This window comes from Ralstonia mannitolilytica, from assembly GCF_000954135.1.
GTDB lineage: Bacteria > Pseudomonadota > Gammaproteobacteria > Burkholderiales > Burkholderiaceae > Ralstonia > Ralstonia mannitolilytica.
Window position 1 is genome coordinate 2,979,726 of the sequence record NZ_CP010799.1, and the last position, 17,109, is coordinate 2,996,834.

Annotated in this window: 17 protein-coding genes and 1 tRNA gene; 6 read left to right on the forward strand and 12 right to left on the reverse strand. The window is 66.0% G+C overall.

Going from position 1 to position 17,109, the window contains the following annotated elements; all coding sequences use genetic code 11:
* The first annotated feature begins 1 nt into the window (after nt 1).
* The 4 genes from TK49_RS14075 (at nt 2) to TK49_RS14090 (ending at nt 3,781) form a co-directional block, all read left to right on the forward strand.
* Nucleotides 2-1,018, forward strand: coding sequence for a class 1 fructose-bisphosphatase (locus tag TK49_RS14075; protein ID WP_045787258.1), 1,017 nt, complete (start codon nt 2-4; stop codon nt 1,016-1,018).
* A gap of 75 nt (nt 1,019-1,093) precedes the next feature.
* Nucleotides 1,094-1,169: transfer RNA gene (locus TK49_RS14080), tRNA-Thr, on the forward strand.
* 299 nt (nt 1,170-1,468) lie between these two features.
* Nucleotides 1,469-1,861 carry a LysR substrate-binding domain-containing protein gene (locus TK49_RS14085; protein WP_157774005.1) on the forward strand — a complete coding sequence of 131 codons (393 nt, stop codon included), beginning with the start codon at nt 1,469-1,471 and terminating at the stop codon, nt 1,859-1,861.
* 405 nt (nt 1,862-2,266) lie between these two features.
* Nucleotides 2,267-3,781: a sensor domain-containing diguanylate cyclase gene (locus TK49_RS14090; protein WP_045787259.1), complete on the forward strand. Its 1,515-nt coding sequence runs from the start codon at nt 2,267-2,269 to the stop codon at nt 3,779-3,781.
* Between the two features lie 132 nt (nt 3,782-3,913).
* Here TK49_RS14090 and TK49_RS14095 read toward each other — a convergent pair whose 3' ends face one another.
* The 9 genes from TK49_RS14095 to lysM form a co-directional block, all read right to left on the reverse strand.
* The gene (locus TK49_RS14095; RefSeq protein ID WP_045787260.1) at nt 3,914-5,866 is read right to left on the reverse strand and encodes a sigma-54-dependent Fis family transcriptional regulator; all 1,953 of its coding nucleotides are present in this window, start codon (nt 5,864-5,866) and stop codon (nt 3,914-3,916) included.
* 143 nt (nt 5,867-6,009) lie between these two features.
* Nucleotides 6,010-7,590 (reverse strand): GMC family oxidoreductase, encoded by a 1,581-nt coding sequence (locus TK49_RS14100; protein ID WP_045787261.1) that lies wholly within the window; start codon nt 7,588-7,590, stop codon nt 6,010-6,012.
* 32 nt (nt 7,591-7,622) lie between these two features.
* Nucleotides 7,623-8,195 (reverse strand): twin-arginine translocation signal domain-containing protein, encoded by a 573-nt coding sequence (locus TK49_RS14105; RefSeq protein ID WP_197742964.1) that lies wholly within the window; start codon nt 8,193-8,195, stop codon nt 7,623-7,625.
* A gap of 74 nt (nt 8,196-8,269) precedes the next feature.
* Complete coding sequence (locus TK49_RS14110; RefSeq protein ID WP_052698612.1) at nt 8,270-9,049, reverse strand: lipoate--protein ligase family protein; 780 nt, start codon at nt 9,047-9,049, stop codon at nt 8,270-8,272.
* On the reverse strand, nt 9,049-9,759 hold the full coding sequence (locus TK49_RS14115) for a dihydrolipoamide acetyltransferase family protein (RefSeq protein ID WP_045787263.1): 711 nt from the start codon (nt 9,757-9,759) through the stop codon (nt 9,049-9,051). The genes TK49_RS14110 and TK49_RS14115 overlap by 1 nt, the downstream gene beginning before the upstream one ends.
* Nucleotides 9,756-10,007, reverse strand: a complete 252-nt coding sequence (locus TK49_RS14120) for a lipoyl domain-containing protein (RefSeq protein ID WP_045787264.1) — start codon at nt 10,005-10,007, stop codon at nt 9,756-9,758. Before TK49_RS14120 ends, TK49_RS14115 begins: the two co-directional genes overlap by 4 nt.
* Complete coding sequence (locus TK49_RS14125) at nt 10,004-11,077, reverse strand: alpha-ketoacid dehydrogenase subunit beta (RefSeq protein WP_045787265.1); 1,074 nt, start codon at nt 11,075-11,077, stop codon at nt 10,004-10,006. The genes TK49_RS14120 and TK49_RS14125 overlap by 4 nt, the downstream gene beginning before the upstream one ends.
* Nucleotides 11,078-11,109: 32 nt before the next feature.
* On the reverse strand, nt 11,110-12,120 hold the full coding sequence (locus TK49_RS14130; RefSeq protein WP_045787266.1) for a thiamine pyrophosphate-dependent dehydrogenase E1 component subunit alpha: 1,011 nt from the start codon (nt 12,118-12,120) through the stop codon (nt 11,110-11,112).
* Between the two features lie 366 nt (nt 12,121-12,486).
* The gene (gene lysM / locus TK49_RS14135; protein ID WP_045787267.1) at nt 12,487-12,972 is read right to left on the reverse strand and encodes a peptidoglycan-binding protein LysM; all 486 of its coding nucleotides are present in this window, start codon (nt 12,970-12,972) and stop codon (nt 12,487-12,489) included.
* A gap of 298 nt (nt 12,973-13,270) precedes the next feature.
* Between lysM and TK49_RS14140 the strand changes: the two genes are divergently transcribed.
* The gene (locus TK49_RS14140; RefSeq protein ID WP_045787902.1) at nt 13,271-14,305 is read left to right on the forward strand and encodes an extracellular catalytic domain type 1 short-chain-length polyhydroxyalkanoate depolymerase; all 1,035 of its coding nucleotides are present in this window, start codon (nt 13,271-13,273) and stop codon (nt 14,303-14,305) included.
* A 6-nt stretch (nt 14,306-14,311) separates the two neighbouring features.
* Here TK49_RS14140 and TK49_RS14145 read toward each other — a convergent pair whose 3' ends face one another.
* The 3 genes from TK49_RS14145 to TK49_RS14155 all read right to left on the reverse strand — a co-directional run bounded on the left by TK49_RS14145 (nt 14,312) and on the right by TK49_RS14155 (nt 16,137).
* Complete coding sequence (locus TK49_RS14145) at nt 14,312-14,617, reverse strand: hypothetical protein (protein ID WP_045787268.1); 306 nt, start codon at nt 14,615-14,617, stop codon at nt 14,312-14,314.
* A gap of 116 nt (nt 14,618-14,733) precedes the next feature.
* A complete protein-coding gene (locus TK49_RS14150; protein WP_045787269.1) occupies nt 14,734-15,129 on the reverse strand; it encodes a YXWGXW repeat-containing protein in 396 nt (131 codons plus the stop codon).
* A gap of 72 nt (nt 15,130-15,201) precedes the next feature.
* Nucleotides 15,202-16,137, reverse strand: coding sequence for a transcriptional regulator GcvA (locus tag TK49_RS14155; protein WP_045787270.1), 936 nt, complete (start codon nt 16,135-16,137; stop codon nt 15,202-15,204).
* A 136-nt stretch (nt 16,138-16,273) separates the two neighbouring features.
* On the opposite strand from TK49_RS14155, the gene TK49_RS14160 reads away from it, so the two are divergent.
* On the forward strand, nt 16,274-17,107 hold the full coding sequence (locus TK49_RS14160) for a DMT family transporter (protein WP_045787271.1): 834 nt from the start codon (nt 16,274-16,276) through the stop codon (nt 17,105-17,107).
* Nucleotides 17,108-17,109 lie beyond the last annotated feature (2 nt).

The window sequence follows — 17,109 nt, forward strand, 5'->3', positions numbered from 1 at the left end:
CATGAAGCGCATCAACCTCACCCGCTACCTGATCGAAGAGCAGCGCGAGCACAACACCATCCCGGCCGAGCTGCGCCTGCTGCTCGAAGTCGTGGCGCGCGCCTGCAAGGCGATCTCGCACAGCGTCAACAAGGGGGCCCTTGCCGGCGTGCTCGGCTCGGCCGGCACCGGCAACGTGCAAGGCGAAACCCAGCAGAAGCTGGACGTGATCGCCAACGAAGTCCTGCTCGAGGCCAACGAATACGGCGGCAACCTCGCCGCCATGGCTTCGGAAGAGATGGAATCGTTCTACGAGATTCCACACCGCTACCCGAAGGGCGAATACCTGCTGCTGTTCGATCCGCTCGACGGCTCGTCCAACATCGACGTGAACGTGTCGATCGGCACGATCTTCTCGGTGCTGCACATGCCCAAGCCCGGCGAGGCCGTCTCGGAGGCCGATTTCATGCAGCCGGGCGCCAAGCAGGTCGCCGCGGGCTATGCCGTGTACGGCCCGCAGACCACGCTGGTGCTGACCGTCGGCAACGGCGTGCACATGTTCACGCTCGACCGCGAAGTCGGCAGTTTCATCCTGACCAACCGCGATGTGAAGATTCCGGCCGATACGAAGGAATTCGCCATCAACATGTCGAACATGCGCCACTGGGCCCCGCCCGTGCGCCGCTACATCGACGAATGCCTGGCCGGCACCGAAGGCCCGCGCGGCAAGGATTTCAACATGCGCTGGATCGCCTCGATGGTGGCGGACGTGCACCGCATCCTCACGCGCGGCGGCATCTTCATGTATCCGTGGGACAAGCGCGAGCCTGGCAAGGCCGGCAAGCTGCGCCTGATGTATGAAGCCAACCCGATGGCCTTCCTGGTGGAACAGGCCGGCGGCGCCGCCACCAACGGCCTTGAGCGCATTCTCGACATCCAACCCGAGAAGCTGCACCAGCGCGTGGCCGTGATCCTGGGGTCGAAAAACGAAGTGGACCGCGTGACGCAGTACCACCGCGAGGCCGCCAAGACGGCATGACGACGCGGTTTTGCCCGAGGTTTCAGCGGTGCTTGCAGGGTGGCAAAAAGTTCTGCTAGAATCGCTGTTTCCGACGCCGCTGTAGCTCAGTCGGTAGAGCAGCGCATTCGTAATGCGAAGGTCACCAGTTCGATTCCGGTCAGCGGCACCAGGACATCACCCAAAACCCAAGCCTATGCTTGGGTTTTGTCTTTTTTGGCGCAAATCTGGCGTACGCGCAGATCGCTGCTGCCCATATCAGCCGCGAGACGCCTATCGCCCTCATACCCTTCGGCCCGCCATGATGTGGCCATCACCGGGTTAGTCGCGAACTCAGTGGGTTCAGAGAGCCCTTCCACCCGTGCAGACCCTTTGCGACCGCGCTGGCGTTGGCAGCCGCGAGTTCGTTGGCCATCTTGCCGGCGAACAGGTGCAGCGGAGCCGATTCGACGCTCGCAGGCTGGAATCACCGTGGCGGCGCCGTCCCATCCGTTGGGGTCAAAGCCGTGGGTCATTCGTCCCGCTGATCTCGACGAGCATGTGCAACTGGTGCTCACCGATCGCACGACGCTCACGGAAGGCAAGACCTTCGGCGTTTTCTCGCCGCATAGATGGCGACTGGCCGATCTGGGCGCCAGGCATGCCTTCCTGCGCGCTGGATTCGGCTGGGGGCACATGCCGGTGGCGATGGTTCAGGATGACCTCGATTCGGGAAAGCTCGTGCCGTTGCAGCTTGAAGCCATCCAACCGTACACGCCTCCGATCGCCATGTTTGCTGTCTACCGAAAGGACACACCGCCTGGGCCGGCGGGCCGCTGGTTCCTCAAGCGCCTAAAAGCCGGGCGCGATAACGACCAACAGTGACGATCGCGCGTGCGGGGCGCACCGACCGGTACTCCGGCAACCCGACCGCCGCATCCTCCGATGTCCGGCTCCTGCAGAGGCAACACTGTGCCGCCCCCAAGCACCTGCGGCTCGCCTGCGCCCTGCACAAACGAGTCGGTCGATAGATCGACGCCCCGTGCATGCGGAGGAGATCCGATGGAAGCCCAGAATCGACCCCACGGATGGCATGTCCAGCAGGACACCCACCAACCCAACGACGATCGCTACAACACTACGTTCGGGTTGCGGATTGAGCCGCAACAGGTGGAGGGCCTAGACGGGCCCGCCCCCCCGATGTAAGACAACAACTTGTTGCATATCCGATAGTATAAGAACGGTCCTTCGCGCCTCCGGGGACCGCTTTCCTCCTCCCTAGCCCCCCCCATGCCCCATCGCAAACGCATTCCATATTCGATCATCGGTATCGGCATCGTCATTGCCTGTGCGCTGATGGGTGTGTGTGTGTTGCAACTTATCCAGAGCCGTGCCGACGCGCTGGAGCGTGCCCGCGAAACCTCGCGCAACGTTGGTTTGCTGGCAGAGCGCGACATCGAACGCAACATCGAGCTATACGACCTGTCCCTGCAAGCGGCGATCCACAACCTGCAGTTGCCAAACATCATGTCGGTGCCACCCGCGCTGCGGCGGGCGATTCTGTTCGACCATGCGATGACGGCAGACTACCTCGGCGCGATGCTGATCTTCGATGAGCACGGCAACATCGTTCAGGACTCGGCCAACGACGTCCCGCGGCAGGGCAATTTCGCGGACCGCAGGTACTTCACGATCCACAGGGAAAACCCGGACGCCGGCCTGTACATCAGTGACCCTTATGTGTCGCGCCTGCGGGGCGGCGCGCTCAGCATTGCCCTGTCACGACGCATTTCCAAGCCGGACGGGTCGTTTGGCGGGATTGCCGTGGTCGCGCTCAATCTCGACTATTTCCACAAGCTCTTCGGCGGTCTCGATCTGGGGGAGCGCGGCGCCATTTCGCTCATCGGTTCCAATGGGGTGATGGTGATGCGCCAGCCGTACGACCCGAAGATCGTCGGCCGCAACATCAGCAAGGCCGCCACCTTCCAGAAGTTCCAAACGGCCCGGGAAGGGACGTTTTCCGAGACCGCCTCCATCGACGGGGTCCGACGGGTCTACTACTTCAAGCACTTCACGAAGCTGCCGTTCATCATCATGGTCGCGGAGGCCGAGGACGATATCTATGCCAGGTGGCGAAGCCGCGCCTTGATCATCGGCGGTCTGGTGTTCGCGTTCGGTATTTCCTTCATCGTGCTGACGCTGATGCTTGGCGCACAGCTGCGCCGGAGAATCCGCGCCGAGTACGAGCTTGAGCTGCTCGCCCGCACCGACGGGCTCACGGGCCTGAGCAATCGCCGCCGGTTCGCAGAGTTGCTGGAGAACGAGTGGCGACGCGCACGCCGGGCGCGGTCCACCCTTTCCCTGCTCTTCATCGATATCGACCGCTTCAAGCCTTACAACGACACCTACGGACACCAGGCCGGAGACGACGCGCTCGCCGCCGTCGCCCGATGCATTGCCGACAACATCCGCCGCCCCGGCGACACAGCGGCCCGTTACGGTGGAGAGGAGTTCATCGTGCTGCTTCCCGATACCCCGGAAGCCGGCGCGCGCCAGATCGCCGAGAAGATCCGAACCGCAATCATCGGACTGTTGATCGAACACGTCGGGAGCGACCTCGGGCACGTTACCGTCAGTATCGGCCTCGCTTCCTGGACGCCCGAGCAGGTGGGAGAGGCGCAGGACCTCATCAAGGAGGCCGACGAAGCGTTGTACTACGCCAAAGCCAGCGGACGAAACAAGACCGTCTCCTTCCACGACATCGCCGCCGCCTCGACGCCCTCGGAGCCCGTCGCGGCCACCTAGGCACAGGAGCCGCGCTGGCCGCGAACGGTTGCGTGACGCTGCAAGGATGTGCCTCCGGTACCGCAGGCATCCATCGTGCGCTGCGGACCAGAGGCCGTGATCACCGCTGCGATGTCTCGCCCGCCCGCCTTACTACTGTTGATTGGGCGCGACGATTCCGAACCGCTCCATCTGCCGATAGACCGTCGCACGCGCGATGCCAAGCTCGTGCGCGACCTGCGTAATGCGCCACTTGTTGCGGCGCAGGGCGGCCAGCAGCGCTTCGCGCTCGTTGCCGGCAGCTGCCTCGGCCGCGGCAGGAACCGCCGACGGCATGCTCCCGGTCGAGCCTTCCAGAATCTCCGGCGGCAAGGCATCGACGTCGATCAAGCCGTTGTCGCTCATGGCCAGCGCGAAACGCAGCACGTTGCGCAGCTGGCGGACATTGCCCTGCCACGGGTAATTGCGCAGCAGGGCCAGCGCGGCCGGTGCGAGCTCCGCCTGCATGTCGAGCTGGCGCGCCTCTTCCTCGACGATGCGGCCGATCAGGTAATCCTTGTCGCGCCGCTCGCGCAGCGTCGGCAGGTGCAGCGTGGCGCCGCATAGCCGGTAGTAGAGGTCCTCGCGAAAGCGCTGCTCGGCAATCAGCTGACGCAGGTCGCGGTGCGAGGCGGCAATCACGCGCAGGTCAACGGGAATCGGTTTTTCCGAGCCGAGCGGCATCACCTCGCGTTCGGACAGCACGCGCAGCAGCCGGCTCTGCAGGTGCAGTGGCATGTCGCCGATTTCATCGAGGAAGAGCGTACCGCCATCCGACTGTGCGATCAGGCCTCGCATGCCCTTGCTGCGGGCGCCCGTGAACGTGCCGGGCGTGTAGCCGAACAGTTCGCTCTCGATCAGCGATTCGGGAATCGCGGCGCAGTTGACGGCGACGAACGCCTTGCCGCGGCGCTCGCTCGCACTGTGCAGCGCCTTGGCGAGGACCTCCTTGCCGGTACCGGTCTCGCCCTGCACCAGGATGTTGAGCGGCTTGTTGGCCAGGCGCTTGGCCTGCAGGATGAGCCGCTGCATGTGCGGATCGTCTGCGCCGAGGGCGTCCAGCGCTGCGCTCGCCTCGGGGCTCGGCAAGGCGGGCTGTGCCGCGGCCGATGGCATCGACGGCTTGCTCGGCGCACCGCGCGGCGGAATCCCGGTGGCGTAGTACACGCCGTGGTCGAACATCCGCACCGCCGTGCGCTCCGACGAGGTGCCCGCGCGGGCAATGCGCCACAGCTCGCTCATGTCTTCGCGAAACACTTCCGTGAGCAGATGCCCGCGCACGTCGGCATGCGGATCGCTCTGAAGCCGCAGCTTGCGCCGCCCGCCGCTGTTGATGCCGCGGATGATGCCGTCGGCATCGAAGGCGATCATGATTTCGCTGTCCACATCGACCAGGGACCACGTCGAGCCCAGCCGCAGAATCCATTGGTCGCGGAAGTAGCGCAGGAAGTTGGCGTCTTCGATCTTCTGCGCATACATGGCCGTCATCTGCAGCGCGAGGTGCTGCCCTTCGCGTGGAGCCGGTGCGCTCAGCGCCGACACGTCGAGCACGCCCAGGAAGTTGCCCGTCGGGTCGAACAGCGGCGCGCTGTTGCAGGTGAGCGAGATGTGGCAGGCGTCGAAGTGGTCGGTCTGGTGGCATGTGACCGGGGCCTGCTCGACGATGCACGTGCCGACCGCGCAGGTGCCGGCGCGCGATTCGCTCCAGTCGGCGCCCAGATAGAGGCCGGAGCGCTTGAGTTCGCGGTCGAGGTGGTCGTTGCCGATGAAGTCGACCGTGACGCCATAGGCGTCGGTCAGCAGCAGCACGTAGTCGAGGCCGGAGACGCGCTTGTAGAGCTGCTCCATGCCGGTGCGGGCGACGCTCAGGAAATCCTCGATCTGGTCTTTGTGCTCGCGCAGCTGATGCGCCTCGACGATGTACGCGGGCGTCGGGCGGCTGGGGTCGCGGCCGTAGTCGTCCAGGCAGCGCCGCCACGAGCGCTCGATGACGCCGTGCGCCTCCCCCGGCTGCTGCGAAAAGGCGAGCAGCCGCTCGATATGTGCGCGGTGTGCTTTTTGCTGCACGACTGTCTCCTTGGCCGCCGCATTGGAAGGGATGCGGAGCCCATGCCGCCGGTCTCGTGCCGGTCGTTGAGGGGCCCGCGATGCGGTCTACGCTAATCGATTTGCCCGGTCACCGCAACGTGCCGGCGACCAGGCCGGCGGGCCTAGATGTCCTGCCGTTTCAATGCCCCGGCAATGTATTCCGCCTGCCGGATGGCCAGCGCCACGATGGTGAGCGTGGGGTTGGCCGCGGAGCTCGACGTGAACTGGCTGCCGTCGGAAATGAACAGGTTCTTCACGTCGTGCGCCTGGCCCCACTTGTTGACCACGCCATCGCGGGCATTGGCGCTCATGCGGTTGGTGCCCATGTTGTGGCTGGCCGGATAGGCCGGCATGTCGATCACGCGGGTCGCGCCCACCGCTTCCGACACCTTGCGCCACTGCACGAGGCCGTGCGCCGTGATCTTCTCGTCGTTCTCGTGATAGGTCTTGGTGACGATGGGGATGGGCAGGCCGTACTGATCCTTCTCGGTCGGATGCAGCGTGATGCTGTTCTGCTCGCGCGCCAGGTCTTCACCGCATACCCAGACACAACTCATGTGGTCGTACATTTCCAGGGCCGAGGTAAAGTCGCGCCCCCAGCCGCCCGGCTTCATGAACGCCGCCGTGTACGGCAGGTGAATCGCCAGGCCCTCAAGGTAGTAGCCGCCGACAAACCCGCGCTTGGTGTTGAGCGGCACCTCGTCAGCCACCACGGCGGCAATGTCGAAGCCGCGGTACATGTAGACCGGCTTCTTGTGGATCGACACCGCCGCCGCCGTGGCGTGGTTCATGTAGTTCCTGCCCACCTGCCCCGACGAGTTCGCCATCCCGTCCGGAAACATGCTCGACGCTGAATTCAGCAGCAGCCGCGGCGACTCGATCGAATTACCGGCCACGCACACCACGCGCGCCTTCTGCAGCTGCTTGCGGCCCTTGTTGTCGACGTAGAGCACGCCGTTGGCACGGCCCTGCTTGTCGTGCTGGATCTGCAGCACCATCGATTCGGGCCGCAGTTCAACGTTGCCCGTGGCCTGCGCGCGCGGCACTTCCGTATAGAGCGTGGACCACTTCGCACCGATCTTGCAGCCCTGCATGCAGAAACCGATCTGCATGCAGCCGGGCCGGCCGTCGTACGGTTCGGAGTTGGACGCCGCCGGGCGGACGATGTGCTTGTAGCCAACCTTCTTCGCGCCCGCCTCGATCACCTTGTAGTGGTTGTTCGGCGGCATCGGCGGCAGGCCGCTGGCCTTTGTGCCGCATACGCCCATCTTTTTCTCTGCCAGTTCGTAATACGGCTCGAGTTCTGCCAGCGTGATGGGCCAGTCGAGCACGTTGGCGCCTTGGATCGCGCCATACGTAGTCCTGGTGTGGAAGTCGTGCTCCTGGAACCGCAGCGCCACGCCCGACCAGTGCACCGTCGAGCCGCCCACGCCCTTCACAATCCAGGCCGGCAGGTTCGGATACGTCTTGGTGTGATGCCAGCCGCCGGCCGAGATGCGCTTGTCGAGCCACGAGATCTTGTTGAACATCGCCCATTCGTCGTTCTCGAAATCAGCCTGCGTGTAGTGCTTGCCGGCTTCCAGAACCACGCATTTGACGCCGCGCTGCGCCAGTTCGTTGGCCAGCGTGCCGCCGCCTGCCCCCGAACCGACAATCACGACGACGCTGTCATCGTCGAGCGAGAACCTTGCCTGATCCGCCATGATGGTTGTCTCCAGTTTTGTTGTGTGCCGGCTCAGAGCCAGTCGATATCGTCAAAGCCGCGGTGCAGGTAGCCGCCCTTCTGCCACGACGAGCCCTCGTAGCCGAACAGCGGCCACAGCTTCTTGTTGTTGTAGAGCCCCGTGACCAGGTCGCCCTGGACCTTCTTGAAGAAGGGCGTGGGTTCGATGTCCTTGAGCAGCGCCACGCGTTCGCTCTCGGTTTTGACCTGGGCATAGGGCACGCCATAACGCTGCCTTGCGCGTTGATCCAGGTTCCTCACGCCGTCGGTCAGCAGGGTTCTTACCGCCGGGTCCTTGGCGGAGGCGGCGTCATAGGGCGCGACCGCCTCCACGTAGAACGTGTCGGCCAGCTTGTCGTGCGGATAGATGTCGCGCGCCATGCGCACCAGCGTCTTGCCGGCGGCCGTACCGAGGCGCGGAAAGCTCTGCGTGACCGTCACGTCCTTGCTGGCCGCCATGGCTGCCGGGATGACCGTGACGCCGATCGCGGCCAGGCCGCTGCCGCGCAGAAAGCCTCGGCGCGACACCTTCGGTTGTTTGTCCAGTACGCGCATGGCGGGGCCAGCGGGTGCCGTGGGTTTCATGGTGATTGCCTCCTTTTGTGGGCGGGCACAGGGCGCGCCTCGTTTTGTGGATATGCACTGCGTTGGCCGTGGGATCACGGGCCCGCCGCGGCGGACAGGGGGCCCGGCGCCGGTCGGCGCGCGCGGCGTGGTCGAGAGGGGCCGCCCGGATCGTCGTGTTCGCCAAGCACGTCGATGAGCATGTGGTGCAGGCGCTCGGCCAGGACGGTCGCCATCAGCGGCGTGCCGAGCTCTTCCGCACACGACGTCGTGCAGGCCTGCAAGCGCGCGACGTCGGCGGTGTCCGCGCCCAGCACGCTGCACAGCAGCGGCCAGTCAGGAGGTGAAAGCAGCGTGCCGCAGGTGAGCAAGGCGCCGGTGCGCCGCCGGACCTGGGCGAGCCCAACGATCTTGCGCTGGCCGACAACGACTTCCCACGGCGACAGGCCGCCAAAGCAGGCCCACTTGAGCGACGGGTCCGGGCGCGCCGCCTGCAGCGCCTCGGGCGCCACCGCATGGGCGGCCATGCCGAGATCGCGCAGCAGGCCCGCATGCAGCATCCCGAGCCAGCGGTAGCTGGACACCGTGCCGGTCGCGAGCAACGGGTGGTCTGCAGGCAGCACGATCGACGCGGACAGCATCCACGGCCCCGTCAGCACCGCGCCGCCTCCGGCATCGCGCACGACCACCGGCGTACGGCCGCCCGCCAGCTGCGCATGCAGCGTGGCCTGCGCGCGGCCGAGCACGACACCGGGCGCCGCATAGGTCCACAGCCGCACGGCGGGCCGCAGAACCGGCTGCGCAAGCTGCGCGCGGTTCCACGCCTGCTCCTGCGCGCAGTGGATGCCGTCGGCAAGAAAGGCGGGCGCGAGCATCACAGGCCTTCCGTGGTTTCCAACCGCGTGCGCAGGTCGGTCAGGAAGCGCGCGGCCGGGTAGCCGTCCACAGCGCGGTGATCGAAGACGAGATGCAGGCCCATCATCGGCGCGATCACGATGCTGTCGTTGCGCACCACCACGCGCCTGGCAACGCGCGTCACGCCGAGGATGGCGACCTGCGGCACGTTGATGATCGGGGTGAAGCTGTCGATACCGGTCATGCCCAGGTTGGTGACGGTGAACGTGCCCTGCTGATAGCTGCCCGGTGACAGCGTGCCCGCCCGCGCGCCTTCCGCCAGGCGGCGGCTCTCGGCGGCAATGTCGGCCACCGGCTTCGTATCGACCTGGCGCAGCACCGGCACCATCAGCCCCTCGTCGAGGCTGACGGCCAGGCCGATGTTGACGTCGGGCATCAGCTCGACTTCCTTTTCCACCACGCGGGCGTTCAGGCGCGGATGCTCGCGCAGCGTCAGCGCCACAGCGCGCAGCACGAAGGCCGTCAGCGTGACCTTGCACTGCGGCCCGAGCTGCTGCTGCAGGGCCTGCACGGCGGCTTCCAACCGGGTGGCATCCACCTCGATCGACTGCGCCACGCGCGGCACCTGCCACGCGGCGCCCATGGAGCGCGCGATGGCGCCGCGCATGCCGGCGAGCGGCACGACACGGCGCGCGCCGGCCTCCGGCACGGAAGCAAGGTCGTGGCTCATGCCTTGGGCTCCAGCCGTGCGAGGACGGCGCTGCGCCCGAAGGTGTCCTGCGCGGCCACCTCCAGCGCGGCGACCACGCCGTCGGCCGGCGCCGTTACCTCATGCGTGGTCTTGACGAGCTCCACCACCGCCAACGGCTGCCCGGCGCTCACCGCCTCCCCGGGCTTGACGAGCCACTCCTGCAACAGGGCCTCGGTGCCCTCTTCCACGTCCTGCCAGGCGGCGTCAGACATCAATACGTCGATCATGCTGCTTCTCGCTTGAGTGAATAGGAAACGGGTTGGTGCTGCACCAGCGCACGCACCTGCGCGGCGATGCTGTCGACCTGCGGAATGACGAACTGCTCGAGCGGCCGGGAGTACGGGATGGGCACGTCGGGCACCGCCACGCGCCGCACGGGCGCGCGCAATGCCACGGTGTCGAGGTTCTCCGCCACGATGGCGGCAATCTCGCCAGACAGGCCGAAGCTGAGGTAGTCCTCGTCGGCCACCAGCAGACGGCCGGTCTTGGCCACCGAGCGCAGCACGGCCTGGCGGTCGAGCGGCACGATGGTGCGCAGGTCGATCACCTCAACGTCAATGCCCTCGGCGGCGAGCTGCTCGGCCGCCAACAATGACTTCTGCACCATCTGCGAGAGCGTGACGATGGTCACGTCGCGGCCTTCGCGCGCCACGCGCGCCTGCCCGAAGGGGATCGTGTAGGCCTCTTCGGGGACCGCGTTCGTGCTGCCCTCGAAGTAGGACATCCACGACAGGCCCATGATGCCCTTGTGGTAGCAGAAGATGACGGGGTTGTCGTCGCGGATGGCCTGGATCATCAGGCCCTTGGCGTCGTATGCGTTGGACGGTACGACCACCTTCATCCCTGGCATGTGCGCAAAGCTCGCGTACAGGCATTGCGAGTGCTGGGCCGCATCGTTGTAGCCGCCGCCGATGCCGGTGGTGATGACCGCCGGCAGCGCGACACGGCCACCGGACATGTAGGTGTTCTTGGCCAGATGGTTGTAGATCTGGTCGAAGCACACCCCGAAGAAATCCACGAACATCAGCTCGGCGATGGGGCGCAGGCCTTCTGCCGCCGCGCCCAGCGCCGCCCCGATGAAGGCCGTCTCCGAGATCGGCGTGTCCATGATGCGATCCGGCCCGAAGCGGTCGAGCAACCCAGTGGTCGCGCTGAAAATGCCGCCGTACTTGCCGATGTCTTCGCCCATGACGAAGACACGCGGGTCGCGTTCCATTTCCTGGCCGATGGCTTCGGAAATGGCCTGCGCCATGGTGAGGGTGCGCGCGCCCTGCGCCGCGCCTTGTGAGGCTTGCATGGTGAGTCTCCTGGAATGGCCGCAGGGGCTGCTTAGTGGACGAAAACGTGGTTCAGCGCGTCGCTCGGCTCGGGGTACGGGCTGTTGCGGCCGAAGTCGTAGGCCGCGTCGATGCGCGCAGCGATTGCGGCCCGCAGTGCGGCATCCGCGTTGTCATCGAGCAGGCCCGACGCATGCAGGCTGCTGCCGAGCAGGTTGATGGGATCGGACTCGCGCAGGTGCTTCGCCTCGTCCTTCGGGCGATAGGTTTCGGGGTCGCCCTGGAAATGGCCGAGGTAGCGGTCGGTCTTCACCTCGATCAGCGTGGGGCCCTCGCCGCGGCGCGCCCGGGCCACGGCCTGGCCGGCGGCGCGATACACCGCCACGGCATCATTGCGATCGACCAGCACGCCCGGCATGCCATAGCCGGCCGCGCGCACGTCGTTGGACGGCACCGCCGTCGATTCGGATTTCTCGACCGAGATGCCGTACTTGTTGTCTTCGCAGATGAAGATGACGGGCAGCTTCCACAGCGCGGCCAGGTTCAGCGATTCGTGGAACGCGCCCTGGTTGGCCGCGCCTTCGCCGAACACGGCGACCGCCACCCAATCCTTGTTGAGCTTGCGTGCCGCGAGCGCGGCGCCGCAGGCCTGCGGCATGCTCGCGCCCACGATGCCGCTGCAGGAGAACTTCGTCTCGGGGTGGAACAGGTGCATATGGCCGCCCTTGCCGCGGCCCAGGCCCGTGGCCTTGCCGAAGATCTCGGCCGTCATCTCGTCAAGCGGCACGCCCTTGGAGATGGCGAAATGGTGGGCACGGTGCGGCCCGACCACGGTGTCTTCGGGCCGCAGGTGCGCACATACGCCGACGGCCACCGGCTCCTGCCCTGCCGACAGGTGCATCTCCCCCGGCACGGGGCCGGCGCCAATGTCGAACGCCAGGCCCTTCTGAATCTTCGGCGGCAGCTTGCCTTCCAGATAGACCTTCGCCATGGTCTCTTCATATTGGCGAATCTCGATCATCTTCTCGTACATCCACAGAAGATGTTGGGGTGTCGGGTCCATGCAAAGTCTCCTCTTGCGCTCGTATTGGTGTCCGGTTTCAGAGCCGGCTGAGCGGGAATTGCAAGAGGGGTGCCAGCTGCAACAGGCTGGGCGGCTCGAGCGGGAGCATCTGCCGCAAAGCCTTGTGGCAAAAGGCTTCACGCCCCGGGAATGCGAGATGGGTACGTGCTTCGGGATGTCTCAACTGCGGGCCGTACAGCGAGACACCCGTCGCAGCGAACGAGACAGATGTCTCAGTCGGCTGCCGTCATCCATCGCGCGCCTCAGGGGCGGTCGCAAGCGGAAAGCGGATGCAGAACCGTGCGCAGGCCTCGCCAAAGAAAAAGGGCCCGAAGGCCCTTTCCCGTGGTTCCACTGCCAGACAGTTCACGCTGCCGGAATGCGCAGCTTCTGGCCCGGATAGATCTTGTTCGGGTCCGACAGCATCGGCTTGTTGGCCTCGAAGATGACCGGGTACTTGTTCGCATCGCCATAGAACTTCTTGGCGATGGCCGAGAGCGTGTCGCCGCGCTCGACGGTGTGCCATTGCGACTCCGCCGACTCCGTGTTGACCGACATCTGGTCATCCACCGACTTGATGCCCTCGACATTGCCGCAGCACAGGATGATCTTCTCGCGCGTTGCCTGGTCGGGTGCCACGCCAAACACCTTGGCCGTGTCGCCTTCGACCTGCACCGAGAGCGCCGTGGCGCTCAGGCCCTGCTTGGCGATGTAGTCCTGGATCGCCTGGCCCTTGGCGTCGTCCGCGGCTTTCGCCGCATCCGCGTCCGCGGGTGCGGTGGAGGTGGCTGCAGCCGCACTGCCGTGGAACAGCTTCTCGCCAGCTTCCTTGATGAAGTCAAAAAAACCCATAACGACCTCCTTGTGTCAACAACGGGGAACGAGGAAAGCGGAAAAGGCGCGTGGGGGCGCGCGCCTTCCGCGGCAGTGTAGCCGGTCGCCCACCTTGTCTCCATGACAGTCGGGGCGCAAATGCAAACTGTGCGCCTGCCAACGCACGTGGGAAGTCGTTTTCATTTGCAGTGCTGCAACGCAACAAAATCACTGGCACACTGTCCGACTGTTATCGAAACCACTTGCGATCGCTCGGGCAGCACAGGCACCATCGTTCTCATCCGAGCCATCCGCCGCCGTCATGCACCGTACGTGGATGAAGTCCATCACCCGGCTGGTCGACGCCCTTGCCTCGCCGGGGTTCGGCCGCCAGTCGTGGCCGCCCAAGCCCGTCAAGCCCGCGAAGCCGGCCGCCCGTCGCGACGGGCCCCGCCGCCTGCGCCCGACCCCGACGGAGGGCGCGTTCGTGCGCGAGCAGTTCATCTATGAACCCGAGTCCCCCGCCGTGGTGGCACGCCGGCCGGAATACTGGCTCTACACACCGCCTGCGCGCGGCAGCAAGCCACCGGCGCTCATGGTCATGCTGCATGGCTGCAAGCAGTCGGCCGAAGTGCTCGCACATGGCACGCGCATGAACGCGCTCGCAGACCGCGAAGGCTTCATCGTGCTGTATCCGGAGCAACCGCGCCGCGCGCATCCGCAGTGTTGCTGGCATTGGTACGACCCCGAGCATACGGGAGCACGCGAGGCTGACGGCCTCGTGCAGCTCGTTGAACAGACCGTGGCGCGCACGGGTGCGGACCCGTCGCGGGTCTATCTCGCAGGGTTGTCGGCGGGCGCAGGCCTGGCGGGGTTGATGGCGCTGCGTCATCCGACGCTGTTCGCGGCGTTGGCCTTGCACTCCGGCCCGGCCCTCGGCGTGGCCCGGTCGGCGGCTTCCGCATTGAACCTGATGCGCCGTGGTGCGCGCGTCGATGTGGTGGATGCGCTCTCCGGCCTGGTGAATGTGGCCACCTACCCCGGCATGCCGACGATGATCCTGCACGGCCTGCGCGACGAAGCCGTCAACCCGGCCAACCAGTTGCAGCTGGCCGCGCAGTTTCGCGCGCTGAACCACCTCGGCGACACCAACGGCGTCTCGCGCGAGACCGTGCGCGGCGAAGGCTTCGTCCTGCGTAACGACATGCGCGACGGTGAATGCGTGGTCAGCCTGTGCCAAATCGCCGCCACGGGCCACGCCTGGAGCGGGGGCGACCCGCGCTATGCGTTTCACGCGCCCGGGCCGGATGCCACCTGGCTGTGGTGGCAATTCGCGCGGCAGCACGCGCGTGCCGAAGCCCTGGCGGCATAAGCGCCATCAGAGATCGATCGACTGCTGCACGGCATTGCGCCCAAGCAGCGCATCGACCAGCCCGTAGCCGCGTGTAAGGCCGGCATCTTCGGCGTGCGCGCGCGTGGGCAGCGGCCGCTCGTCATGCGAATGGGCGACGAGCGTCTCCACCGCTGTCGGATCCGCCCCCGACTCGCAGATGCGCACCACAAAGTCCCATTGCGACGGCGCCGTTGCGCCTTCGCCGGACGCCCGCTCCGCGCGCGGAATGGCCAGCACGTAGACGTCGAAGCCCTTGTAGAACTCGGTGCGCCAATTCGATTGCACTGTCATGTTGCCTCCTGGAGAAACGGCCCGAAGGTACGTTGACCGTGCCGGGCGCTGCATCACAGACCGTGTTCGCAAAAAACAAGCCGGTCCAGGACCGGCTTGCCGTTGCAGCGTCAGTATCAGCACTCGCCCTTGCGTGCGTGGCCCGGCGGGCAGTGATAGCGGCCATGGCCGCGCCCGTGTCCGTCGTCGTCGCGATCCCAGCCGCCTTCACGCAATACCCAGCCACGCGGACCCTGCTCCCAGCGTGGCTCGCGCCAGTAATAGCCTGGCCGGGCATGCACGCGATATCCGGAGCGCCAGACATAACGCCCGTCACGCCATTGCCAGTAACCGGGCGTCCAGACATAGCCGGGCGGCAGGACCGGCACGGCTTCATAGCGAGGCGGCGGCGGAGCGTAGGTCGGCCCGATCTGCACCCCAATGGAAACCTGAGCCTGTGCCGGCAGAGCGATCGAACCGGCCAATCCGGCTGCCACCAGGCAGGCGGCGAGCATCCATGCGTTCTTCTTCATATCAGGACCTCCTTCAAGGCAATCGAGCTTGATTCGATCGTAGCATCGCGCACCTCGACCGGCTCTAGGGTGTTACGCAGCGTTACCTTCGTTACGGGAGACCGACAATGTGTTCACGTTTGTGTGACGTTGTGGGCGAGGCTCCTCCAGCCACGCACAGAATGCCTGCACCACTTCGTCGCCCAGGTTGCGCGCGGGGCAGTACCAGTAGTAGCTGCGCGCGCTCAACGCAAGGTCCGGAAAGGGGGCCACCAGACGCCCCTCCTCCAGGTCCTCGGTGATGAGCGCCGAGGGCCCCATCGCCACACCGAGCCCGTCGATCGCGGCCTGGATCGACAGATAGAAATGCTCGAACGTGAGCGCATGCGCCGGCCGCAGGTTCGGCACCTCCGCGAGCACGAGCCAGCTCGGCCACACCGAGGGCAACGTATCGGAATGCAGCAGCGTGTGATGGCGCAAATCCGATGGCGCCCGCAACGGCACGCGTTCGAGCAGCGCCGGGCTGCATACCGGAAAGCGACTCTCGTTGAGGAACCGGCCCGAGCGGAATCCCGCGTGGATCTCCGGCCCGCCACGGATGATCACGTCGAAATGGTCGGGCAAGTCTTCGATGTCGTCGGTGGAGGTGGTGAGCCGCACCTCCACCCGCGGAAACCGCATCTGAAATGTCGAAAGCCGCGGAATCAGCCAGCGCATCGTGAAGGTCGGGATGCTGTTCACGCGCAGGATGCGCGCCGCATCGCGGTCACGCAGTGCCTGGCTGGCCATGCTGATCCGATCGAGCGCGACACCGATCTCGGACAGGTAACGCTGGCCGGCATCGGTCAGCTCGACGCGGCGATTCAGCCGTCGGAACAACACGACGCCGAGCCACGCTTCGAGCGCGCGGATCTGCCGGCTGATGGCGCCATGCGTAACGTTCAGCTCTTCGCCGGCGCGCGTGAAGCTCAGATGGCGGGCCGCCGATTCAAAGGCGCGCACCGCGTTCAGTGGGGGCAACTGGCGCATTCACGTGAGTTTTTTGCACAGATCGGGTCAGTATATATCGATTGTGAATCCCTCTTTCTGGCGATACGCTGGCGGTTCTTCATCCAATCCATGCGATATCGGGTGAGAAAAATCCACCCGATCACACATCGCCATCGTGACCCCCGCCGTCATCGCTCTCGTCCTGTGCGCCGCGCTGCTTCATGCGTCTTGGAATGCGCTGCTCAAAAGCGGCACCGACCGCCTGCGCGCCATCACGCTGATGACGCTGGCCTCGGGCGTGGCGGCCGTGCCGATGGCGATCGCCCTGCCGCTGCCCGCCCCGGCGGCTTGGCCGTACGTCGCGGTCTCGGCCGTACTGCACGTCGGGTACAACGTCTTCCTCGCGCGCGCCTACCGGTTCGGAGAGTTCGGGCAGGTCTATCCCATCGCGCGGGGCTCGTCGCCACTGCTGGTGACGGTCGGTGCCGCCCTGTTTGCGGGCGAGATGCCCGGCGCGATCGCGCTGACCGGCGTGGTACTGGTCAGCGGCGGCATCTTGAGCCTGGCGCGCGGCCGCAAGGCAGACGTCGGCTCGACGCTGGCTGCGCTGGCCACCGGTGTGTTCATCGCCTGCTACACGGTGTGCGACGGCATCGGCGCGCGCGCGGCGGGCAACGCCAACGCCTATTCGGCGTGGCTGTTCATGCTCGATGGCCTGCCGATGGTGCTGCTGTATCGCGTGTGGAAGGGCCCGCTGAACATCGACGTGCGCGACGCCGACACGCTCAAGGCGTTCGGCGGCGGCGTGGTGTCGCTGGCCGCGTACGGCATCGTCATCTGGGCCGTCACGCTCGCGCCGATGGGCCCGGTATCGGCCCTGCGCGAAACGTCGGTGGTATTTGCTGCACTGCTCGGCCGCGTGTTCCTGAAGGAGTCGCTCACCGCGCGACGCCTGTCGGCCTGCTCCGTGATTGCCCTGGGCGCCTATTGCCTAGGCCATCCGGCCTGAGC